Origin of the sequence: Falsihalocynthiibacter arcticus (assembly GCF_000812665.2) — a bacterium.
Lineage (GTDB): Bacteria > Pseudomonadota > Alphaproteobacteria > Rhodobacterales > Rhodobacteraceae > Falsihalocynthiibacter > Falsihalocynthiibacter arcticus.
Genome location: NZ_CP014327.1, coordinates 3,095,199 through 3,118,992, shown reverse-complemented (window position 1 = coordinate 3,118,992; position 23,794 = coordinate 3,095,199). Strand labels below are relative to the sequence as shown.

Sequence of the window (23,794 nt, the reverse complement as noted above, 5' to 3'; positions counted from 1 at the left end):
TTCTTGGTCGTTGAAGGTCCCTACGGGCGTGCCGAATCCCTCGGTAACGACAGGACGCTCGGTGGCTCGTGGGGTTGCGGGCTTTCAAACTGAACGCTCGGCGGCCCGTCCTCAGATTCGGCGTTGGACTGGGTGCGTTCGGGTTTAGATTGGGGTTGAGGCTGGTTTTCCTGTGGCGAAACAGCCGTCGATTCTGCGGACGGCTCAAGCGTGCGGGCAGCGGGTGACGCAGGTTGGGTTTGTTGAGCTTCGATGGGCGCGGCATTCTGGGTCAAAACATCTGACTGTTCTTCGCTCTGCGGCGCGGGAAGGCCAGTAGCCCCCTCGCCCACATCCACGGTGGGATCCGCAAGGATGACGATTTCAGCTGGGGGTGTTTCAAGCGGTGTTTGCACGGGTTTGGGCAAAGCGGGATCCACCACAATCGCGGGCGTGGTGGTGACAAGATCAGGCTCTGCCGGAGCGTCTTCAACAGCAGGTGTCTGCGGCACATCTTGGGTTTGAACGGGGCTTTCGGATTGCGCGGCCTCAACCTCAGCTGGCACTTCTGGCGCCGCAACTTCTGGCGCGTCTTCTTGGCCCACAACGGGCGCCTCGGAATATTTCGCAGGATCAACGTCTGGCGCAATAACAACTGCCACCACAATCAATGCAAATGCACAGGCCAACCCCAGCAATGCACCCTTTAACACTCCACCCATAGGTCCCGTCCTTTTGCCTGTATCGGCATGCTCTATCGGCCAATTTCCCCAAGTTTACAATGGTTCAAACATCAATTACTCACCGAATTCCTCGGTTAAGCCCTTGACCCTTGGGCGGCTCTCTGAACAACTATACCGCGATGATTGCGGGGAACCACCCCCTATTCCTAAAGGTGACAAAATGCTCCTGTTGATTGATAATTATGACAGCTTTACTTATAATTTGGTCCATTATTTGGGCGAATTAGGCGCAAATGTTAAAGTTATTCGCAATGATGACATGAGTGCGGTGGAGGCCATGGCCCTGCGTCCCGAAGCGATCTTGCTTTCGCCGGGTCCGCGCACCCCTGATAAGGCGGGCATTTGTTTGGATATGGTCAAGGCCGCCGCTGACGTGGAAATGCCTCTGATGGGGGTCTGTTTAGGGCATCAAGCGATTGGCGAGGCCTTTGGCGGTGATGTGATCCGCTGTCATGAAATCGTGCATGGCAAAATGGGCGCGATGCACCACGACAACACGGGCGTTTTCGCGGGGTTGCCAAGCCCGTTTAAAGCCACGCGCTATCACTCACTAGTGGTTGATCCGACCACCCTACCCGCCACACTCGTCGCCAACGCGCGGCTTGAGGATGGCACGATTATGGGGCTGCATCACGCAACCTTGCCGATCCACGGTGTTCAATTCCACCCCGAGAGTATTGCCAGCGAACATGGTCATGCCCTGCTGAAAAACTTCCTTAACCTGTTACCCTCCACACAGGAGCGCGCAGTCGCATGAGTGAAGCCATGAAGCCCCTCATTGCTGCTGCCGCGGAACGGTCCTTGAACCCCGAAGAAGCGCGCGCCGCCTTTGAAATCCTGTTCACGGGCGAAGCCACCCCGAGCCAAATCGGCGGCTTCCTGATGGCGCTGCGCACACGCGGCGAGACAGTCACCGAATACGCCGCCGCCGCCACGGTCATGCGCGAAAAATGCAACCCCGTGACCGCGCCCGATGGGGCGATTGATATCGTGGGAACGGGCGGAACAGGCAAACCAACCTTGCAAATCTCCACCGCCAGCGCGTTTGTTGTTGCGGGCGCGGGCGTCGTTGTGGCCAAACATGGCAATCGCAAATTGTCGTCCAACTCGGGGGCCGCAGATTCGTTAAAGCAAAATGGCGTCGAAGTGATGGTTGGCCCAGAGGTCGTGGAACGCGCCCTCAAGGAAGCTGGCATCGGCTTTATGATGGCCCCAATGCACCACCCCGCCACCAAACACGTCATGCCCACCCGTTCAGAGCTTGGCACCCGCACCATCTTCAACATCCTCGGTCCTTTGACCAATCCAGCCGACGTAAAATTTCAATTAACTGGTGCGTTTAGCCGCGATTTGATCCGCCCCATGGCGGAAACCCTGCTGCGCTTGGGCACAAAACGCGCGTGGTTGGTGCATGGGTGCGACGGCACGGATGAGCTGTCGATTACAGGCGTGAGTTGGGTTGCCGAAGTGCGCGATGGCCGGATTTTCGAATTCGAAGTGCGGCCAGAAGATGCGGGCCTACCGACCCACCCGTTTTCCGCGATCACGGGTGGCACCCCGCAAGAAAACGGCGATGCCCTCGCAGCCCTTTTGGCGGGAGAGAAATCCGCCTATCGTGATGCGGTCTTGCTAAATTCGGCCGCCGCCTTGGTCATCGCCGGAAAATGCAATACATTGCGCGACGGCGTAGCCTTGGCTGCGGATTCGATCGACAGTGGCAAAGCAATCAAGAAGCTGATAAAATTGGCTAAAATTACTTCAGGGGTCTAGGCTTTCCCGCCGCATTTTCCCTGGTTTTTGCGCGATTAAATCTTGGGAATGTACCTTTAAAGTTGCCCGCCGCCCTACCAAGGAATAGATAGAATTTATGAGCACAGTATTAGACAAAATCAAAGCCTATAAACTTGAGGAAATCGCCGCCGACAAGGTCGCGACACCCCTTGCCGAGATTGAAGCCCAAGCCAAATCCGCGCCACCAACGCGCGGTTTTGCCTCCAACTTGTTTCGCGCCACCCAACAAGGGTATGCACTGATTGCCGAGATCAAAAAAGCGAGCCCCTCCAAAGGGTTGATCCGAGAAGACTTTGACCCTGCCGCCCTTGCGCAAGCCTATGAAAAAGGCGGTGCAACCTGTTTGTCCGTCCTGACGGACACACCGAGTTTCCAAGGTGAGAAGGTGTTTTTGACCCAAGCACGTTCGGCAACCGAACTTCCCGTGCTGCGCAAAGATTTCATGTATGACACCTATCAAGTGGCCGAGGCCCGCGCGCTCCATGCCGACGCCATTCTGATCATCATGGCCACCGTTTCCGATACCCAAGCCGCCGAACTCGAAGCGGCCGCCGTGGAATGGGACATGGACGTGTTAATCGAAGTCCACAACGAAGAAGAATTGGAACGCGCCGCCTTCCTTGACTCGCCCTTAATTGGCATCAACAACCGCGACCTCAAAACCTTCGAAACAACGCTCGACACCACGCGCAACCTTTCCAAATTGGTGCCTGCGGGGCGCACGATTGTTTCTGAAAGCGGCTTGTCCAACGCCAAGGATTTGGCCGATTTGGCCCGTTACGGCGCGCGCACATTCCTGATTGGCGAAGCTTTGATGCGCCAAAAAGATGTCGAGCATGCGACACGGACGTTGCTCGCCAACCCGCCCATGCCCTCGGGTTTTTAATGGCGGGTCTGACGCATTTTGATGGGGACGGACATGCGCATATGGTGGATGTCTCCGACAAGGCTGTCACTAGCCGCGTCGCCACGGCGCTGGGTCATGTCAAAATGCTGCCTGAAACCCTCGCCATAATCACAGAGGGCCGCGCGAAAAAGGGCGATGTCCTTGGGGTTGCACGGCTGGCGGGGATTATGGGGGCCAAACGCACCTCCGATTTGATCCCGCTATGCCATCCACTTCCAATCACCAAAGTGTCGGTGGAACTGACGCCCGACCCCGCTTTGCCAGGAGTACAAATCTCGGCGACAGTGAAAACCACGGGGCAAACGGGCATCGAAATGGAAGCCCTCACGGCGGTCTCGGTGACCGCGCTCACCCTCTACGACATGGTCAAAGCGGTTGAAAAAACCATGGTCATCGGCGACATTCGTCTGGTGATGAAATCCGGTGGTAAATCCGGCCTTTTTGAAGCGGAATAACCCATGATTTCAGTTGAAGAGGCGCTCGCAAAGACATTGAATTTGGTTAGCGAGCTTGAGGTGGAATCCGTCCCGCTTCAGGAGGCCGCAGGACGTGTTTTGGCCTGCGATATTGTCGCGACCCGCAGCCAGCCCCCTTTCGCCAGCAGCGCCATGGACGGCTATGCGGTCAAGGGTGTCGAAGTCGAGCCATATGCGATGTTTTCCGTCATCGGCGAGGCCGCAGCGGGGCACGGATTTTCAGGCACCGTCGGCGCGGGCGAAGCGGTCCGCATTTTTACCGGCGCGCCGATCCCCAAAGGCGCAGATTACGTTATCATCCAAGAAGATGTCGCCGTGCGTGGCAAGTTGATCACCCTCGATAGCGAGATCGAAAATCACGATTACGTTCGTCCTCTTGGCGATGATTTCGCCGCTGGCGACCGCATTCAAGCGCCGCGCGTTTTACGCGCAGGCGATATCGCCCTCGCCGCCTCGATGAACGCCCCCACACTCCAAGTTTACCGCCGCCCGATCGTGGCCCTTATCGCCACGGGCGACGAGTTGGTTATTCCTGGCGAAGTCCCGGGACCGGACCAAATCATCGCGAGCAACAGTTTTGGCCTCAAAGCGATGTTGGAGGAAGCCGGCGCACAGGTTCGCCTGCTTCCCATCGCGCGCGATACAAAACCCAGCCTGACCCAAGCCTTCACCTTGGCAAAATCCGCCGATTTGGTCGTCACCATTGGCGGCGCGTCGGTGGGCGACCATGATTTGGTCGCAGATGTCGCGGCGGAATTGGGCATGGAACGCGCGTTTTACAAAATCGCCATGCGGCCCGGAAAACCCTTGATGGCGGGGCGCGTTTTGGACGTGCCTATGGTTGGCCTTCCCGGAAATCCGGTATCCTCGATGGTCTGTGGACAGATCTTCCTCGTGCCAATGATCCGCAAAATGATGGGCCATCCGGATGTGCTGCCGCGTGAGTTGACGGCCAAATCAACCCAAGACATGCCCGCAAACGGACCTCGCGCCCATTATATGCGCGCAATTATTTCGGAAGACGGCATCACCCCGCTTTTGCGCCAAGACAGCGGCCTGCTGACCGTTTTATCGGCAGCAAACGCCCTCCTAATCCGCGCCCCTCATGCGGGAAAAATCGACGCCGGCGCGATTGTCTCTTACTTGCCAATCTAAATACGCGCACCACACGGTTGACACAAAACAAGAACATGGGTAGAACATTGGAGAACACAGGCGAAATTCGCGTGTGTTAACAATTGAATGCCCATCGTGCTGTGCCGCCCGCACACCCAAAGCTCGTAACATTGGCCTTTGAATGTTGGCCACGGCAAGAGGATGAGACAGATGCTGACGAAAAAACAATTGGAATTATTGGCTTTCATCGACAAACGGGTTGAGCGCGATGGCGTTCCCCCTCGTTTGATGAAATGAAAGATGCCCTTAATCTTCGCTCCAAATCCGGCATTCACCGCTTGATTACGGCGCTTGAGCAGCGTGGATTTATTCGTCGGCTTGCCCACCGTGCCCGCGCCATCGAAATTGTGAAACGTCCGAATATCCTTGAAAATCAGCGCCAGAGCAGTTTTTCACCGCGTGTTATCGAGGGCGACCGCCCCGAGACGCCCGCAGCGGCGATTGACATCAAACAATCCTATGCGATTGAATTGCCCGTTATGGGACGCATCGCAGCAGGGACACCCATTGAGGCCATTTCGGAACAATCGCACAGCGTGGCCGTTCCCGGCCAGATGATCTCCAGCGCCGGGCATCACTACGCCCTTGAAGTCAAAGGGGATTCCATGATCGACGCAGGGATCAACAATGGCGACGTGGTGGTCATTCGCGAAACCAGCGACGCTGAAAACGGCGATATCGTTGTGGCCCATGTCGAAGGCTATGAGGCGACTCTGAAACGGTTCCGCCGCAAAGGGGATATGATCGCCCTTGAGGCCGCGAACCCCGCTTATGAGACCCGTGTTTTGCCCGCGGGCCACGTAAAAGTTCAAGGGAAGCTCGTCGGGCTGATTAGAACCTATTGAGTTTTCTGCGTTATTTTTGAGGAATTATTGGCGTCGCTCTTCCTAAATGAGCGGCGCTTTTTCTTTTCAACGGGCGACCATAGGCGCTGCCCTTCGAGTTGATGTGCGGTGATCATTTTAAGACCCGACGGGGTTTGATACACAGCAATGCTCCCTGTTTTGCGCAACGTTATGGGATCAATAAGCATACACCCCTCCAGCGGCTCGCTTTTGACGTTGGTGACAACCAAATCATGGGTTTGACACGCCGCCTCAAGCAGTTCATTCGCCTTTTTCCCCGAAAGTTGTAGGATGCTATAGCCATCAAATTGGGTTGAAACCGTACCTTTCCCCCGCTCAAATTTTCCGCGCTCGGACGCGACCAACTGCGCGCTCCCGTCTCCGTCGTTTTCAAGCCAACTGTCGGCGACAAAACCCGCCCCTTTGGCTTTACTTAACGCGCGCCCCTGTGGTGTCATCACACCCACAAGCGTGCCGGTGTCAGAAATCAGGATGTCTGGGCGGGTTGTTTGGCTCCATATGGCAAATCCGCCAATAAGAAGTGGCACGCCCAACAAACGCCCATATCCCCGCCAAATGATCAAAATGACACCGCCCAAAGCGAGCAAGGGCAGGACGATGGGATCGGGCGTCACCACCAACCGCAAGGCCCCTTCGAGATGCGATACGCGCTCGGCGACTTCAAGAATCCACCAAATACCCCAGCGCATGACCTCCAGCGCCACGCCCTGCAAACCAAAGGGCACGAGTAACACCGCCACCACCGCGGCAGGCATCACCAAAACCCCCATAAGGGGAACGGTAATGACATTGGCGATCAGCCCGTATTGCGCGATTTGGTTGAAATGCACGGCCGCAATCGGGGCCGTTGCAAGGCCCGCGATGAAGGATGAAAGCACAACGGCGAGCGCGCCACGCAGAAATTTGGGAATCGGGAGGGAAGGTAAATCCCGCAACGCGCCAAAAACGGCCACTAAGGCTGCCGTCGCCGCAAAACTCATCTGAAATCCGGGTCCCGTGAGGCTCTCAGGCTGAAGGACAAGGATAATAATCGCAGCAATGGCGACGGCACGCAACGTCAGCGCCCGCCGATTGAGCAGGATCGCGGACAGCATCACCGAGACCATAATGAAGGCGCGAATGGTGGCCACATTACCGCCCGACATCGCCAAATAACCCGCCCCAAAGGTCAGAGCGACGAGCGCCGCAACTTTTTTAACTGGAACCCGCATGGAAACGCTTGGGAAAAACGCGAAAATGATCCGCACGGCCGCGAAAACAAACCCCGTCAACATCCCCATATGGAGGCCTGAAATGGCAAGCAGATGTGCGAGGTTACTGTTGCGCAGATTTTGGAGGGTGGCGCGCGACATATCGGAGCGATCCCCTGTTAAAATCGCAGCGGCAAATGTCCCTTCCTCGCCGGGGATGGCCGCTTGAACGGCGGTCGAGATTTTGCGCCGAAAACGGTTTATCAAGAGGCCCGCTTTCCCGTGATGTGCAGCAGTCAGGGCGAGAACGGGGCTGCGAGTATAGCCAACCGCACCAAGCCCTTGAAACCATGCCATTTTGCGAAAGTTGAACCCACCCGGTTCCACCGCACCCGATGGCGGCGAAAGATGGCCCGAGAGGATGACAGTCAAGCCAAGATCCAGAGCAATGAACCCCTGATCGCCGTGCAAGCTAACGCGCACCTTGCTTGGCGTGCGTTCAGGCGATAAATTGTCGAGGATGACGCGATCGAGCGTCAGGCGGGTTGCTTCTGAGGCGGAGCGATCAATCTTGATGACCCGCCCTTGAATGGGACCGTAATAACGAAACGTAAGTACCGGTTCTGAAACGGCATGGCTGCGCGCACCGGCAAGTAAAACGCCAGAGAATACCAGCGCGAAGGCCAACAGAAACGGTGCAAAGTTCTCGCGGATGGTGGAAGCCGTGAGAAATAATCCAACAGTCACAAGGACAAGCAAACCATAATGTGCGATATTGGGCTCAAACCTTAGGGCAAAATATAGCCCGATCCCCATACTTAAAAATACAGGCACCCAAGGGAACAAGTGCCCCCTCTGCCCCGCAATTAGAGGCTGTGTTTTCCAACTCTGCAGGTTAATCTGCACGTTACGATTCTGCCTTCTTGTCCTTCGGGCCATGGCGGCCTAAAACCTGCCTTAAGTCTTTCCACATCTTGGTTTCTAGAAAGTTAATGCCCCATGTCTCACGTCGTCACCCGCATCGCTCCTTCCCCCACTGGCTATATGCATATCGGGACGGCGCGCACGGCGTTGTTTAACTGGCTTTATGCGCGGGGACGGGGTGGAAAATTCCTGCTGAGGATCGAGGATACGGACCGCGCGCGCTCTACCCCTGAGGCGTCTGAGGCCATTCTGCGCGGCATGGCGTGGCTTGGGTTGGATTTTGATGGAGAGGCCGTTAGCCAGTTTGAGCAGGCCGCGCGTCACCGCGAAGTTGCTCTTGAAATGCTCTCAAAAGGTGCCGCTTATAAGTGTTTTGCGACTCAGGACGAGATATCCGCTTTCCGCGCCGAAGCGCAGGCGGAAAAACGCTCGACCCTTTTTCACAGCCCTTGGCGCGACATCCCCGCCTCCGAACATCCCGATTTGCCCTTTGTTATCCGCCTCAAGGCGCCGCGTGATGGCCAGACGGTCATTCACGACGAAGTTCAAGGCGACGTGACCTTTAAAAACGCCGACCTCGACGACATGATTTGTTTACGTTCCGACGGTACACCGACCTATATGCTGGCTGTGGTTGTAGATGATTATGATATGGGCGTGACCCATGTAATTCGGGGGGACGACCACCTCGCCAATGCCGCACGTCAGTCGCATATCTATCACGCGATGGGATGGTCCCTGCCCGTTTACGCGCATATTCCCCTTATTCACGGCCCTGATGGCAAGAAATTATCGAAACGCCACGGGGCGACAGGCGTCGAAGAATACCAAGAAATGGGCTACCTCGCGGCCGGCATGCGCAACTATCTCGCACGACTTGGCTGGAGCCACGGCAACGACGAGTTTTTCACCGATGCCCAAGCTTTGGAGTGGTTTGACACCAATGGGATTGGCAAATCACCGTCCCGTTTGGATTTCAAAAAACTCGACAATATTAGTGGCCAGCATTTTGCCGTCGCGGACGATGCTGCACTGCTGCAAGAAATGTCAGAATATCGCGCGGTACAGGGCGAAATTCCCTTTGATGAGACAACAAACGCGATGTTTTTGACGGCGATGTATTGCCTAAAGGATCGCGCGAAGAAGTTCGGCGATCTACTTGATAAAGCACAATTTATTACCGTGAACACACCAATAATCCCCGATGGAAAATCGGCAAAAAACCTTGATGCTGTATCCCGTGGTATACTGATGGAATTGACGCCGCAGTTGCAAAATGCTACTTGGGACCGAGAGACTCTAGAGGCCATCGTGGCCGGGGTCGCTGAGGCTTATGAAATTGGCCTAGGTAAAATAGCAGCGCCCCTTCGCGCCGCTCTGGCGGGACGGACGGCAACCCCCAGTGTATTTGACATGATGCTCGTGTTGGGCCGCGATGAAACCATCGCTAGACTCACACAAGCATCCAACTAAGAGTGGGTTTCTCCCTCTTTTGGAACGTTAACATTTGGTCCGCATGATCCGCATGGGACCGATTTGAGAGGAACTAAAATGGTAGAGAGCACTAAAAGCGCGACGCTGACAATTGACGGAAAATCCTATGATTTGCCGATTTACAGCCCCACCGCAGGGCCGGACGTAATCGATATTCGCAAATTATATGCCCAATCTGGCATGTTCACGTTTGACCCTGGCTTCACGTCCACGGCCTCCTGTGAATCAGACATCACCTTCATTGATGGAGCCAAGGGTGAACTGTTGCACCGTGGCTATCCCATTGACCAGCTTGCCGAAAAATCTCATTACCTTGAGGTGTGCTATCTGCTTCTTTATGGTGAATTGCCAACGGCCCCCGAAATGGAAGACTTTGAGAGCCGCGTGACGAATCACACGATGGTCCACGAACAAATGCACAATTTCTTCCGTGGGTTCCGTCGCGACGCGCACCCAATGGCGACTTTGGTGGGCGTTGTTGGTGCGATGTCGGCGTTTTATCATGACTCAACCGATATCAACGACCTGATGCAGCGCGAAATTGCGTCGGTGCGGATGATTGCCAAACTGCCAACTATTGCTGCGATGGCCTATAAGTATTCCATTGGTCAGCCGTTCGTTTATCCGCGCAACGATCTGGATTACGCGTCAAACTTCTTGCACATGTGTTTCGCGGTTCCTGCTGAATCCTATGAGGTGAACCCCATTCTGGCTCGCGCAATGGACCGTATTTTCACGCTCCACGCAGACCACGAGCAAAACGCCTCCACTTCAACCGTGCGTCTTGCCGGTTCCTCTGGGGCAAACCCTTTCGCTTGTGTTGCAGCGGGCATCGCCTGTCTTTGGGGGCCAGCTCACGGCGGCGCAAACCAAGCTTGCCTTGAGATGCTACAAGAAATTGGCACCGTCGATCGCATTCCAGAATTTATCGCGCGCGCCAAAGACAAGAACGATCCGTTCCGCCTAATGGGCTTTGGCCACCGCGTTTACAAAAACTTCGATCCCCGCGCGACCGTGATGAAGAAATCGGCGGATGAAGTTCTTGAATTGCTGGGCGTTGAAAATAATCCAACCCTGCAGGTCGCCAAAGAACTCGAACGCCAAGCTTTGAACGACCCGTATTTCACCGAGAAAAAGCTCTTCCCGAATGTGGATTTCTATTCTGGCATCATCCTCGAAGCGATGGGTTTCCCAACGTCGATGTTCACACCGATCTTTGCGCTCAGCCGCACCGTTGGTTGGATTTCGCAGTGGAAAGAAATGATCGGCGATTCCCAGTTAAAAATCGGTCGCCCACGCCAGCTTTATACTGGTGCAACACGGCGGGACTATACCGACGTCGAAACGCGCTAAGCGGGTTCAGTCACAAAGAAAAAAGCGCCTCCAAGTGGGGCGCTTTTTTTGTTTCTACCAGTAGGAGCTTTCTGAGTGGGGATTACCGGCCCTCAAATTTCGCTGTGCGTTTTTCCAGAAAGGCAACGACGCCTTCTTTGAAATCTCGGCTTTGTCCCGCACGCCCCTGAAGCTTGGCTTCAAGCGACAACTGCTCGTCCAAAGTATTGTCAAAACTGGCCCGTAGCGCTTCCTTGATGTGCGCGTAGGCTTGGGTCGGACCCTTGGCTAGGGTTTGCGCCCGTGCATTCCAGTGCCCCGCAAAATCTTCATCTGCAACGGCCTCAAAAATCATCCCCATGTCACTGGCCTCTTCGGCAGTGATAGGCTCGGCAAAAAGCGCCGCCCCCATCGCCTTCGCAATGCCGATTTGTTTAGGCAGCCAATAGGTGCCCCCTGCGTCCGGGATGAGACCAATGCGCGCAAAAGCTTGCAGAAACACAGCACTTTCCGTTGCAATCACCACGTCACAGGCCAGCGCAATATTCGCACCTGCGCCTGCCGCCGCACCATTCACAGCCGCCAAAGTGGGCACAGGACACTCGTAAATCGCCCGCAATAGGGGCTCATATTCGTCGCGCAACGTCCGCTCTAAATCCGCATTTGCCGCCGAGACTTTATCGCCAAGGTCCTGCCCCGCGCAAAAGGCGCGCCCCTGCCCCGTCAAAACCACAGCCCGCGCATTGCGTCCCATGTCTAACAGGGCATGGGTCAGTTCAGCCCGCATGAGGGGGTTGAGCGCATTCATAACATCAGGGCGATTCATGGCAATAACAGCCAGCCCATCCCGCAGGCTCACTCGGATCATTTGATAGTTCATTGCAGGCTCCCTTGCCGATTTCCCTAAAGGTAGTGAACCAATGGGTTCAGAAAAAGGGCAACCTAGCGTAAATCTTTTAAAAATGGTGTTATCGGTTAATAATATCGTCCAAACGGGCTGTTTCTTCCTCGGAGAGGTTGTCGATAGTCGGGTTTGATCCGTTTTCCTGCCGCCGCGCCGAGCGCCGCAAAAAAGTCACGCCAACCCCAAAAGCCAGCAAAAACATCGCCGGTCCGGCAAACCACAAAAACAGGTTCATGCCCGTTTTTGTGGGGCTCAGGAGCGCAAATTCGCCATAACGATCAACGATATAGGCTACGGTTTGGTCGTCAGTGTCCCCTGCAACCAAACGTTCCCGCACCGCGAGGCGCAAATCGCGGGCGATGTCGGCGCTGCTTACGTCGATGTTCTCGTTTTGGCATTGCATGCAGCGCAGCCCTTTAGAAATTTCCCGCGCACGTGCCTCCAAAACGGGATCACTTAGCATCTCGTTGGGCTCAACGGCCCCCGCTTGAAAAACGGGAATCATAAGAAGAATGACGACCAATATGATTTTTTTCACAGGTTACTCCGCAGCCTGAGGTGCGACAGGAACCAACTTGCGCCGTGACACAGCCCCCACACGATACCGTCGATCCGACAGGCTCAATCCACCGCCAAACGCCATGATGATCGCCCCCGCCCAAATCCAATTCGCGAAGGGTTTAATATAGGTGCGAACCGCCCAGCCACCATCGATTTGCGGATCGCCAATCACAACATAAATGTCGCGCAAAAAGCCGTTGTCGATCGCGGCTTCGGTCGTGGGCATGCCCTGAACAGGATATACCCGTTTTTCAGGGTACAACACTGCCACCGTCTTCCCTGCCTTGCTTACCTGCATTTCCGCCAAGATTGTGGAATAATTTGGGCCTTGCCCCTGCGTGACATCCGCCAAGGTTATCTCATAGGCGCCCACGGTGAAGGGTTCGCCAACTTGGGTGACGCGGATGTCTTCTTGCTCCCATGCCGTCAGCATCGAAATCCCCAAAATCGTAACGCCAAACCCCGAGTGAGCAACGCTACGCCCCCAATCCCCGCGCGGGAGACGAAGCATGCGCCCAAGGCGCTCTTGAATGGACTGTCGTTTGCTTCCCGTACGTTGCCAAAGGTCCGTTGCTGCACCAACCAAGACCCACGACCCAAGAAATACGCCAATGGGGGCCATAATGCTGCGTTCTGATTGAATGGCCCAAACCAAAAGCGCCAAGGATACAGCGAGCAGTAAACCCGCGCGCAACGGGCGCAAGGATTTGGACAGCTTCGCACGTTTCCACGGCAGGAGCGGCCCAATCGGCAGCAACAAGGCAATCGCGATAACAAATGGGGTAAAGGCCGTGTCAAAAAACGGCGCCCCAACCGAGAGTTTGCGATCAAAGAACAACTCTGCAATAAGCGGCCAAATCGTCCCGACAAACACCACGAAACTGGCGACAGCCAATAGGATATTGTTAAAAACAAGGGCGCTTTCGCGGCTCACGACGCCAAAAACGCCTTTGCTCGAAAGGACATTGGCGCGCGCAGCAAACAGCGTGAGCGCCCCGCCCATAAACAACCCAAGCAATGCAAGGATAAACACTCCGCGTTCAGGGTCGGTCGCAAAGGCATGCACTGACGTCAAAACACCAGAGCGCACGATAAACGTACCGATTAGGGAGAAGCCAAACGCCAGAATTGCCAGCAAAATTGTCCACGCCTTGAGGCTTTCGCGTTTCTCAACAACCACCGCAGAGTGCAGTAGGGCCGCCGCAATCAACCAAGGCATAAAGCTTGCGTTTTCAACAGGATCCCAGAACCAATAGCCCCCCCAGCCGAGTTCGTAATAGGCCCACCACGAGCCAAGCGCGATACCGATTGTGAGGAATATCCACGCCGCCAAAGTCCACGGGCGCACCCACCGGCCCCATGCCGCATCAACGCGCCCTTCGATGAGCGCAGCAACGGCAAAACTAAACGCCATGCTGAGGCCAACATATCCGAGATACAAAAACGGAGGGTGAAACGCGAGGCCAGGATCTTGGAGCAGTGGATTAAGGTCCCCGCCATCAAAGGGCGGCACGGCAACTCGCGTGAAGGGATTCGACGTAAAGAGGATAAACGCGTAGAACCCCACGCCAATCGCCCCTTGAACCGCCAGAACGCGCGCGCGCAAGGTCGCGGGCAAATTGTCGCCAAACCATGCAGCACAGGCCCCAAAGCCGGCCAAAATAAGCACCCAAAGCAACATGGAGCCTTCATGGTTGCCCCAAACACCCGCAACTTTATACAACATTGGCTTAAGGGTGTGTGAATTCTCTATCACCAGTTTCAGCGAAAAATCGGAGGTGACAAATGCGTAGGTCAAAGCCAGAAAGGCATAGAAAACCAGCAAAAACTGGGCCGTTGCAGCGGCAGACCCCACGGCCATCCACCCACTCCAGCCTTTATGCGCCCCGACAAGGGGAACCGTCGCTTGGACAAGTGACAACAAAAAGGCGAGGATGAGGGCGACATGGCCAAGTTCAATAATCATGCGGCGAATATGGCGACTCTTTCCCCTTTGATCAACGCAATACGCACGGTTTTACCCGCGCGTAATGTCACATTTAAATGATACGTTCTGTTTAGGCTTTTGCCATCCGCCACGCACTCAACGCGGCATTTGCATCGGGAGTTAAAGCTTCGCTCGCCTCCTCGGGCTTTGCGTGAGCAACACCGGGACTGGTTGGTGTTAGGTGGCGCAATTCCTCAAGGTTGCTCAAGACTTGGGGCACCCGCACCATCGTATCCGTTAACGACTGTTGAAATTGATACGATTTCACTTGGTGGCGGGCACCAAAATAGAACGACACAATCACCCCAAGAAGCCACCAAAGAGGTTCTGGCACTAAAACAAGCCCCTGCATTCGACTGGCAAACCAAATGGGGTCAATCATCGAACTCACAAACAATCCCAAAATTCCGATGGCCATCGCGGGCCTCGGGAGTCGGTTCAATCCATCCATAAAACAATCGAAGCCGCCTTGCCTTGGCTGCGCGAACTCGGCCGCATGTTGGGAAAGGGCCTGTCCTTGCAGATTCGTAGCCCGTTGCGCACCCGCCTCGGCATTCTCGCGAAAGACTTCTGCGGTTTCGCGGACAATATTGCGGCCGCCGCCGAAAAGCATTGAAAAGACGGTATTTATCAACCCCATGACGATGTCCTCGCTGTGTGTTCGGCTGGTGAAAGGTGATATTGTTTTCCGATGAAATGTTCAGCACGGATAATCCACCCACCTTTGCCACCATCGTTACGTCGGGCGTATTTGCGACTGGCTGGGCGGGCATCCGCGAGGCGGTAATAATAATTGCGCCGCGCGATTCCATAGGCATCCGCGATATAATCTGGTGCCATTTCATAGGCCTTTTCCGCTGCGGCAATCGTCTGTGGACCAACCGCGCCATCAACATCCACTTCAAGGCCCATTTCAAGCAGCAGCCGTTGCAAAACCTTCACAGCATTGCTCCCCGCATTAACAAACATGTCAAACACGCTAGCCTGTAACACGCTAGGAAGGTTGGATAAGTTTGGTCGCACAAAGTAGTGCTCAACGAAAACAGACTGCGCATCTTGACGGGTCAGCGCTTTGACATCGGCGATATCTACGATGCCATCACGGGTCAAATCCATGCCTAAACGTTTCAGCGTGTGGATGGTGACCCCAAACTTCGTCGCCCCCCCCGGACCATCAGGGTCGTTCACGAACCCGCCTTCACGGGCAACGATTTCTTTGGCGATTTCTTGGACTGCTTGCACTATACCCCCAACTCCGAGGGATCAGTCCCTCACCCGAGAGATTCGCAATAATCAGTTTATAATCTGGCAGGGGTGCGAACGTTGCGTGCGCTATTCGCCTTGGTAAACGCCTTGTTCCTTGAGGGCGTCGATAACCTCTTTCGGCATGTAGGTCTCGTCGTGTTTCGCAAGGATTTCAGTAGCTTGAAAGATGCCGCTCACGTAAGAACCCGTGCCAATCATTCCCTGATTTTCGCTAAACAGATCCGGCAACACTCCGTTGAAAGCGGCGGGAATATCCGCGCCACCATCGGTCACAGTGAACCGAATTTCTTGTCCGACTCCGCGTTCGATACTACCTTCAAGCACCAATCCCCCAATGCGAAACACCTCGCTCGGTGCGGGCGGTTCCGCGAGAATTTGAGAAGGCGAGCGAAAGAAATTGATCCCATCGCGCATCGCATAGCCAATCAATCCCGTCGCCAAAATGAGCGCAACAATGGCGAGGGCAATGACTTGGATTCTACGGGTTTTTTTAAGACTTTTCATTGGTTTTTACGGGAACACAGGGGCCATCATCAGGCCCGCGGTCTCGTCCTCTCCGAGCATAAGGTTGGCGTTTTGCAACGCTTGTCCGGACGACCCTTTGGTGAGGTTGTCTAACGCAACCATCACAATGGCCCGTCCTTCGATCCTGTCACCTGTCACACCAACGTGGCAAAAATTGCTGCCCCTAACGTGGCGCGTACTTGGCGTTTCTCCGAAGGGAAGCATTATCATAAACGGTTCATTTTCATAGGCTTGCGCGAGGGATTTATAAACCGCTTCCGGGGAACCCTTAACGTAAACCGTACCCAAAATCCCGCGGTTGGCAGGGATCAAATGCGGCGTGAATTGCACGCGTACAGGTTCGCCCGCAATCGCCGAAAACTCTTGATCGAACTCGCCCAAATGCCGATGCGTGCCCCCAACGGCATAACCATGCGCCCCTTCGGACAACTCGGCATGCAATAGATTTTCCTTGAGCGAGCGCCCTGCTCCGGACACGCCCGTGATCAAGTTAATGATGATATCGTCCAAAGCAATAACACGATCCGCAATCAAAGGCCGTAACGCATATTGCCCCGTCGCGGCATTACATCCCGTGCCCGCAACCAAGCGCGCCCCACGGATATCGTCGCGATAAAATTCGGTAAGCCCGTAAACAGCCTCGGCCTGAAGCTCCAACGCGTCATGCACCCCGCCATACCATTTGGTATATTCCGCAGGGTCCCGCAGCCGGAAATCCGCCGAAAGGTCGACTATTTTCAAGTCCTTAGGCAATTCGCGGATCACGGCTTGGCTTGTCGCATGTGGTAAAGCACAAAAGCACAAATCGATCTCGGAGAAATCCACTTCCTCGATTGTGACAAGCTCTGGTAAATCCAGATGCCGCAAAAACGGGAAAACCTGCGCCATCGATTGGCCAGCCTTGCGCGAGGCCGTCAAAGCCTTGATTTCCATATTTGGATGACTTGCGATCAAACGGACGAGTTCTGCGCCCGTATAGCCAGATGCGCCAAGGATAGCGATTTTATGGGTCATTTCAGGGACCTTATGTATGTTCGGAATGTATGTAGTGTGTAATCAGGTCGGGCGCAATTCATGCCGCCGTAAACGTGATCTTTCGTCGCAAGAACTGAGTTGCCCGACTGCTCACCCGCGCGGGATCGCCCGTCGTCAAAAACATGGATTCTGTACCGGACCCTTTAAGGTTGGGACGACGCGTGAGGTAATCTGCGAGGCTCTCGGCCACCAAATCTGCCTGTGAATACACCTTCACATCTGCGCCCAATGCCTCCTGAAATTGCTTTGCCATCAAGGGGTAATGCGTGCAGCCAAGGATTGCCGCCTCCGGTTTTGGCATCCGCCGTTTCAGGGCATCAACATGGCTGCGCACCAAGGCTTCGGCAAGAATTTCGTCCCCGTCCTCAATCGCGTCAACTACTCCGCCACAGGGCTGCGCCTCAACATCAACCCCGATCGCGCGAAACGCCAATTCGCGTTGAAATGCACGGCTCGAGACCGTCGCCGGAGTCGCAAAAAGCGCGACATGCTTCACAGCAACTTCGCGCGGCGGCGAATTATCGCCCCACTCACGTTCTGTTAGGGCCTCAATGAGGGGAACGAATACGCCCAGAACCCGCTTATTCTCGGGAAGCCAGCTCTCCTGCATCCGCCGCAAAGCTGCCGCCGAAGCGGTGTTGCAGGCCAAGATAACCAGATCGCATCCAGCCTCCCAAAGGCGCTCAACCCCTTGCGTTGTAAGGTTATAAATATCATCGGCATCCCGCACGCCATAGGGGGTATGGGCATTATCACCAAAGTAAACAAACGGCACATCAGGCATACGCTTTTCAGCCGCATCCAAGACCGTCAGCCCACCTAATCCAGAATCAAAAATGCCAACTGCCATGACGTATCCTTTCGGTGCGTATTTTTCGCGCCGTTTAGTTTAAACACGATACTTGTCTTCGAATTCATACCCATAGTCTAGCGCGTTCAGGGGCGTCGGCGACAGATCGTATGTCGCATGTCGCAAAAATCCCATCATTGCCTTGGGATCTCTCGCGTATACTTCCAAATCCCGTTGCGCGATGGGTGCGCCAACGGTCACGTCCACCCGCGTTGAAATGCGAGCGCGAAACTCCGAAATCAAGAGGCCAAGACGCAGGTTTGCATGCAAATGGCTTGCGATTTGAAACAGCCGCGAGTTTCGACCGTGAAAATAGACAGGCACCACTTTTGCGCCGGATTTTTGGATCAATTTGGCCGTGAAATTTCGCCAGCTTGGGTCCATCGCAGGAGAAAAGAGCTTCGCAGAAGTTGAAACAGTTCCCCAGGAAATACCCCCATAACACCGCCATCCGCCAAATGGCGAAGCGCCTCCTTGCGGGTGTCCAAATTCACCTTAAGCGCTTCTTTTGTCCCCAGAAAGCTGATCGGAAGGATAACCCGATCAATATCGGGCGCTTGCCCAAAAACCGAATTGGCCAATATGCGAAAATCCGCGCGGTTCCGTGACAGGAAATGCCCTAAAACCAAGCCGTCCAAAATCCCGTAAGGATGATTTGCAACAAAAATGACAGGGCCGGTTTTGGGAATTTCCGACACGGCCCCATTTAAGTGAAGGTCTATTCCGAAACGGTCGACCATGACTTGCCAGATGTCGGCACCCTGCGCCAAATCCGCTTCATAGCCAACAGCACGGCGGATGATTTTGCCGCGCCCCGTCGCCCCTTCCAGAAGCCGAATAACAGCTCGCCCACTTCGCGATTGAGCAGAACTCGCATAGCTAATGTCTCGTGTTATATCTTTACGCACGATGCCCTCTGATATTGCTCAATTTTGCAATACGGGGTCTGTGCCTCCCACGCCAGAAAAACTTCGGCGCGGGAGGGTATTTCTTGAGCTTATTCCGCCGCCATTGCCGCTGGAGTCCCGCCTGAGCGAATTCCCGAGAGCAATTCTTCGCGTCGTTTCATGGCCTTAACTTCGTTTTGTGCCTTAACTGGCCCATACCCGCGAATGTCCAACGGGAGTTCGGCAAGGGCGACCACAAGGCTCGCAGTTTGCGACGAAAAGAGCGGCAAAACAGCTTCCAGATCGTTCTCATACTGTGCGATCAAAGCCCGTTCCATTTTGCGCTCAGCAGTCCGCCCAAAGGGATCAAACGCCGTCCCCCGCAGAAATTTCAGCCGCGCCAAAACAGTGAACATGGGCCGAATCCACGGACCAAATTCGCGCTTTTTGGGGCGTCCATCGCTGCCCTTTCCCCCGATCATTGGCGGTGCCAAGTGGAACGTCATTTTAAAATCGCCATCAAACTCGGCCCGCGCCTTGGCTTCGGTTTCCAAATGAAGGCGCCCGACTTCATATTCGTCCTTATATGCCAGCAACTTGTGATAGCCTTTGGCGACGGCTTCTTTCAAAACCGGATCACTAATGCTGTCTAAACGTGCACGGAATTTTGCCGCCAAATCCGCGTTTTGGAAGGCTTCAAGATGGGTTGCACGATAGTCGATCAACGCGTCCAAACTCAGCGGAGCTTCAACAGGTTTCGCACAGGCCTCTTGGGCTTTCTCAGGATAAAGTGCGGCCCAACGACCGATCTCAAACGCGCATTTATTCGCGTCAACTGCAGCCTTGTTCAGCACAATCGCCTCTATGATCGAAGCATAGGTGAGCGGCACAAGTCCACGCTGCCAAGCCGCCCCGAGCATCATCATATTCGAGAAAATACTGTCCCCGAGCAAAGCCTTCGCTAGGGCCGAGGCATCGAACATCTGCAACCGATCTTGCAGGCGCGCTTCCAAAGCCAGCGCAAGTTGATCCATTGGCAGTTTGAAGCCCGTGTCGCGGGTGAAATCGCCGGTGATAATCTCGTGGCTGTTGACCACAGCGCCGGTTTTTCCAACCTTCATAAGGCCGAGCGTTTTGGCCCCTGCCGTTGTTACCAAATCGCCGCCAATCACCGCATCCGCCTCGCCTGTCGCCACGCGTATCGCACTGATATCGCTGGGAGAGTTCGCCAAACGACAATGGATATGCACAGCTCCGCCCTTTTGCGCCAGCCCCGCCATTTCCATCATGCCAGCGCCTTTGCCGTCCATATGGGCCGCCATAGCGAGGATCGCACCGATGGTGACAACACCTGTGCCGCCGACGCCCGTGATCACGATGTTATGGGTGCCGGAAATAGTCGGCAAAACGGGGCAAGGAAGCGCTGGTAATTCCAAGGTCGCCGTGGCCGCTTTGCGCACCTGCGCGCCTTGCAGTGTCACAAAAGACGGGCAAAAACCATTTACACAGGAGAAATCCTTGTTGCAACTGCTCTGATCAATCGCGCGTTTGCGGCCCAATTCGGTCTCAACGGGGACAATCGAAACACAGTTACTTTGCACGCCGCAATCGCCGCAGCCTTCACAAACATCCGTGTTGATAAAAACCCGTTTGTCGATGTCAGGAAACGTGCCGCGCTTGCGCCGACGCCGTTTTTCCGCCGCACAGGTTTGGATATAGAGGATCGCAGAAACACCTTTGATTTCGGCGCATTTTTTCTGCACATCCATCAAGTCATCGCGCGGGTAAATATCCAGCCCCTTAGGGAACTTCGAAAAATCGACGTCCTCTTTTTCGTCATAGACAACGGACAGATGCTCCACCCCCATCGCCTTGAGTTCCGCCGCAATCCGATGCGCTGAAAGCCCGCCTTCGTTGGTTTGGCCACCCGTCATCGCGACCGCGTCGTTATAGAGGATTTTATAGGTGATATTGGTGCCCGCCGCGAGGGCCGCACGAATGGCGAGGATACCCGAGTGGTTATAGGTTCCATCGCCTAAGTTCTGGAAAACATGCGCAGTTTTTGAGAATGGCGCCTCGCCAACCCAATTCGCACCCTCGCCGCCCATTTGGGTAAATCCGGTGGTCTCGCGATCCATCCATTGCACCATATAATGGCAGCCGATCCCCGCATAGGCGCGATGGCCTTCGGGCACTTTGGTCGAAGTATTATGCGGGCAACCAGAACAGAAATACGGCAAACGCGCCGCAATTTCCTTTGCGTTATCTGCACGTTGCGCGATATCCAAAATCTCAAGCCCTTGCTTGAGGTCCTTTGTTCCGCGCCCTTCCTCAATGAGGATTTTGCCAATCTTCTGCGCAATCATAATCGGGTCGAGTGCGAACCGCGTCGGGAAGAGTTCTTCCTTACTCGCCCCCTTGCGCCAGCCGTAAACACGACGGTCATGAACGTCATCAAAGATGGCCTCTTTGACCTGAACTTCGATCAATTTGCGCTTTTCCTCGACAACAACAATCAGATCTAACCCCTCGGCCCACTCATGGAAGCTGAGCATATCCAGCGGCCAAACCTGCGCCACTTTATAAGTGGTGATGCCAAGGCGTTCGGCCTCCTCAGCGTCCAACCCAAGGAGTTGCAGCGCATGGGTCAGGTCGAGCCAGTTTTTCCCCGCCGCAACAAATCCGATTTTCGCACCCTCTTGGCCCCAAACCCGTTTGTCGATCCGATTGGCGCGCGCAAAGGCTTCGGCAGCCTTGCGTTTATAATCAATCATGCGGGCCTCTTGGGCCACAGGCGTGTCGCCCAAACGAATATTCATGCCCCCCTCAGGGCCGTCAAACTCCGGCGTCACAAACTCCTTTGCAAAGGGATCGCCATTCACAATCGAGGTCGCCTCAACGGTGTCTTTCATGGTTTTTAAGCCAACCCAAACGCCCGCAAATCGGCTCAGCGCCCAGCCATACAGGCCCAAGTCCATGATTTCCTGCACGCCAGCGGGCGAAACAATCGGCATATAGGCGTCGACCATCGCCCAATCGCTTTGGTGCAACGTGGTCGAGCTTTCGCCGGTGTGATCGTCGCCCATCGCCATCAAAACCCCGCCAAGCGCGCTGGTCCCCGCCATATTGGCGTGGCGCATCACGTCGCCCGAACGATCCACCCCCGGCCCCTTGCCGTACCAAAGGCCAAACACGCCATCGTATTTGCCTTCGCCGCGCAATTCTGCCTGCTGGCTGCCCCAAATTGCGGTCGCCGCGAGGTCTTCGTTTAATCCGGGCTGGAATGTGATCTGATGCGCATCTAGGTCCTTCTTGGCTTTTTGCATTTGCAAATCGACGGCCCCAAGCGGCGACCCACGATAGCCCGTGCAATAGCCAGCGGTGTTATGCCCTGCCGCCACATCGCGCGCGTGTTGCATCATCATCAAACGCACAAGCGCCTGCGTCCCGTTCAACAAGACTGTCGAAGTCTCTAAATCAAAACGGTCATGCAAAGTTATTTTCTGCTTAGACATTGGGCTTATCCTCCTCAAAGCGATCACATTTTGACAATAGGTCAAAAAGACTGACCTACAAAATGTTTTTTTTATAAGTTTGGGATTTGCAAACATGTTAGCGTTAATTGTATTCCAACGCATGAAATGACCCTAAACAGAGATTGAATACGCAAAGATGGACTGGGATAAGCTAAGAATATTTCACGCAGTGGCCGCAGCAGGAAGCCTAACGGCGGCTGGCGAGACCCTCCACCTGTCGCAATCGGCGGTTTCAAGACAGATTCGCGCCCTTGAGGACAGCCTCACGGCCACCCTTTTTCACCGCCACGCCCGCGGACTGATTCTTACTGAGCAAGGGCAGTTCCTGTTTGAGGCCACCATCGCCATGAGCAAACGGCTTGATGCGGCCTCCGCGCGCATTCGTGACAGCGATGATGAGGTGTTTGGCGAATTGCGTGTGACAACGACGATTGGCTTTGGCTCGCTCTGGCTCGCGCCGCGCCTGCCTCACCTTTACAACAAATACCCCGACCTCAAGATCAACCTGATGCTTGAGGAGAGCGTGCTTGACCTGCCCATGCGCGAGGCCGACGTGGCCATCCGTATGAAAGAGCCAAGCCAAGCCGACCTTATTCGCAAACGCCTGATGTCGGTAAAAATGCGCCTCTATGCAACTCAGGACTATATTGATGAATACGGCGCGCCCGAAAACTTGGTCGGCCTCAAGGGGCATCGCCTCATCTGTCAAAGCACCAAAAGTGCGCAAGTTGCCGCCAGTTCCGGCTTCGTGCAGCATCTTATGACTTATGAGCCACGGCTGTCGCTGACGGTGAACAACTACTTCGGCGTGCTCCAAGCGGTGTTGTCTGGATTGGGTGTCGGTGTGCTTCCTGATTACGTCATCGAAGACTTCCCGAATCTGGTGCGCGTGGTTCAGGACGCCGAAAGTAACGAAGTGCCTGTTTATCTGGCGTATCCTGAGGAATTACGGCAATCCAAGCGGATTGCGGCCTTCCGCGACTTCGTAACCGAGGAAATATTCGCTCATCGCAAGAGGTTACAGGATGATCGCGCCTAAAAAACAGGCCCTTTCTGGATCGATTTCACGCATATTTATGTGAGATATGCGCCACACGCATAGCGGGATTGCGCTCTCGCAGCAGAAAAAACTATTGTAACGCGGCTTTAGTGCCCATAAATGAAGCTAGAAGTTGATGCTGAGGCAACTCACATTACTTCAACCTCCCTGTTGTACTTGGGCCGAGCATTGTCTCGGCCTTTTTTTTCGGCCTTTTTTCTGCAGGTGCGAAATAGATGCCGAAACCTTGGGCAGTTTGAAATCCGCACGGTATTTAAGCACCGCGCAAGGCACCCCAAACACAGGTCCCGCGAAAAACACCTGTT

19 protein-coding genes and 2 pseudogenes are annotated in these 23,794 nt (G+C 54.9%); 9 read left to right on the top strand and 12 right to left on the bottom strand.

What is annotated here, in order from left to right; translation table 11 throughout:
• Positions 1-20 precede the first annotated feature (20 nt).
• Complete coding sequence (locus tag RC74_RS15385; RefSeq protein ID WP_062628306.1) at positions 21-701, bottom strand: hypothetical protein; 681 nt, start codon at positions 699-701, stop codon at positions 21-23.
• A gap of 181 nt (positions 702-882) precedes the next feature.
• Here RC74_RS15385 and RC74_RS15380 point away from each other — a divergent pair, with 181 nt between their 5' ends.
• The 6 genes and pseudogenes from RC74_RS15380 to lexA all read left to right on the top strand — a co-directional run bounded on the left by RC74_RS15380 (position 883) and on the right by lexA (position 5,917).
• The gene (locus RC74_RS15380) at positions 883-1,479 is read left to right on the top strand and encodes an anthranilate synthase component II (RefSeq protein ID WP_039002135.1); all 597 of its coding nucleotides are present in this window, start codon (positions 883-885) and stop codon (positions 1,477-1,479) included.
• Positions 1,476-2,492, top strand: a complete 1,017-nt coding sequence (trpD, locus tag RC74_RS15375) for an anthranilate phosphoribosyltransferase (protein WP_039002134.1) — start codon at positions 1,476-1,478, stop codon at positions 2,490-2,492. Before RC74_RS15380 ends, trpD begins: the two co-directional genes overlap by 4 nt.
• A gap of 97 nt (positions 2,493-2,589) precedes the next feature.
• Positions 2,590-3,399: an indole-3-glycerol phosphate synthase TrpC gene (gene trpC, locus RC74_RS15370; RefSeq protein WP_039002133.1), complete on the top strand. Its 810-nt coding sequence runs from the start codon at positions 2,590-2,592 to the stop codon at positions 3,397-3,399.
• Entirely contained in the window at positions 3,399-3,875 is a 477-nt protein-coding gene (gene moaC / locus RC74_RS15365; RefSeq protein WP_039002132.1) for a cyclic pyranopterin monophosphate synthase MoaC, read from the top strand. Before trpC ends, moaC begins: the two co-directional genes overlap by 1 nt.
• Before the next feature lie 3 nt (positions 3,876-3,878).
• Complete coding sequence (locus RC74_RS15360) at positions 3,879-5,051, top strand: molybdopterin molybdotransferase MoeA (protein WP_039002131.1); 1,173 nt, start codon at positions 3,879-3,881, stop codon at positions 5,049-5,051.
• A gap of 171 nt (positions 5,052-5,222) precedes the next feature.
• Positions 5,223-5,917 (top strand): annotated as a pseudogene (gene lexA, locus RC74_RS15355) (transcriptional repressor LexA).
• Here lexA and RC74_RS15350 read toward each other — a convergent pair.
• Complete coding sequence (locus RC74_RS15350) at positions 5,911-8,034, bottom strand: ComEC/Rec2 family competence protein (RefSeq protein WP_236939949.1); 2,124 nt, start codon at positions 8,032-8,034, stop codon at positions 5,911-5,913. The pseudogene lexA and the gene RC74_RS15350 sit on opposite strands and share 7 nt — an antisense overlap.
• Positions 8,035-8,127: 93 nt before the next feature.
• Between RC74_RS15350 and gltX the strand changes: the two genes are divergently transcribed.
• A complete protein-coding gene (gltX, locus tag RC74_RS15345; RefSeq protein WP_039002129.1) occupies positions 8,128-9,525 on the top strand; it encodes a glutamate--tRNA ligase in 1,398 nt (465 codons plus the stop codon).
• 78 nt (positions 9,526-9,603) lie between these two features.
• Entirely contained in the window at positions 9,604-10,899 is a 1,296-nt protein-coding gene (gene gltA, locus RC74_RS15340; protein ID WP_039002128.1) for a citrate synthase, read from the top strand.
• A gap of 82 nt (positions 10,900-10,981) precedes the next feature.
• Here the strand turns inward: gltA and RC74_RS15335 are convergent, their stop codons facing one another.
• The 10 genes and pseudogenes from RC74_RS15335 to RC74_RS15290 all read right to left on the bottom strand — a co-directional run bounded on the left by RC74_RS15335 (position 10,982) and on the right by RC74_RS15290 (position 22,408).
• Positions 10,982-11,758, bottom strand: coding sequence for an enoyl-CoA hydratase-related protein (locus RC74_RS15335; protein WP_039002127.1), 777 nt, complete (start codon positions 11,756-11,758; stop codon positions 10,982-10,984).
• An 88-nt stretch (positions 11,759-11,846) separates the two neighbouring features.
• Positions 11,847-12,320, bottom strand: coding sequence for a cytochrome c-type biogenesis protein (locus RC74_RS15330; protein ID WP_039002126.1), 474 nt, complete (start codon positions 12,318-12,320; stop codon positions 11,847-11,849).
• 3 nt (positions 12,321-12,323) lie between these two features.
• Positions 12,324-14,309: a heme lyase CcmF/NrfE family subunit gene (locus tag RC74_RS15325; RefSeq protein WP_039002125.1), complete on the bottom strand. Its 1,986-nt coding sequence runs from the start codon at positions 14,307-14,309 to the stop codon at positions 12,324-12,326.
• 91 nt (positions 14,310-14,400) lie between these two features.
• Positions 14,401-14,970, bottom strand: a complete 570-nt coding sequence (locus RC74_RS15320; RefSeq protein ID WP_039002124.1) for a holin family protein — start codon at positions 14,968-14,970, stop codon at positions 14,401-14,403.
• On the bottom strand, positions 14,961-15,572 hold the full coding sequence (locus RC74_RS15315) for a holin-associated N-acetylmuramidase (RefSeq protein WP_039002123.1): 612 nt from the start codon (positions 15,570-15,572) through the stop codon (positions 14,961-14,963). The genes RC74_RS15320 and RC74_RS15315 overlap by 10 nt, the downstream gene beginning before the upstream one ends.
• Positions 15,573-15,662: 90 nt before the next feature.
• On the bottom strand, positions 15,663-16,100 hold the full coding sequence (gene ccmE, locus RC74_RS15310) for a cytochrome c maturation protein CcmE (RefSeq protein ID WP_039002122.1): 438 nt from the start codon (positions 16,098-16,100) through the stop codon (positions 15,663-15,665).
• A gap of 6 nt (positions 16,101-16,106) precedes the next feature.
• A complete protein-coding gene (gene argC / locus RC74_RS15305) occupies positions 16,107-17,135 on the bottom strand; it encodes an N-acetyl-gamma-glutamyl-phosphate reductase (RefSeq protein ID WP_039002121.1) in 1,029 nt (342 codons plus the stop codon).
• 58 nt (positions 17,136-17,193) lie between these two features.
• A complete protein-coding gene (locus RC74_RS15300; protein WP_039002120.1) occupies positions 17,194-18,006 on the bottom strand; it encodes a glutamate racemase in 813 nt (270 codons plus the stop codon).
• A 39-nt stretch (positions 18,007-18,045) separates the two neighbouring features.
• Positions 18,046-18,917: pseudogene (locus RC74_RS15295) on the bottom strand (lysophospholipid acyltransferase family protein).
• An 86-nt stretch (positions 18,918-19,003) separates the two neighbouring features.
• Positions 19,004-22,408, bottom strand: a complete 3,405-nt coding sequence (locus RC74_RS15290; RefSeq protein WP_039002118.1) for an indolepyruvate ferredoxin oxidoreductase family protein — start codon at positions 22,406-22,408, stop codon at positions 19,004-19,006.
• Positions 22,409-22,565: 157 nt separating this feature from the next.
• Here RC74_RS15290 and RC74_RS15285 point away from each other — a divergent pair, with 157 nt between their 5' ends.
• Positions 22,566-23,468 carry a LysR family transcriptional regulator gene (locus RC74_RS15285; protein ID WP_039002117.1) on the top strand — a complete coding sequence of 301 codons (903 nt, stop codon included), beginning with the start codon at positions 22,566-22,568 and terminating at the stop codon, positions 23,466-23,468.
• Positions 23,469-23,794: the final 326 nt, after the last annotated feature.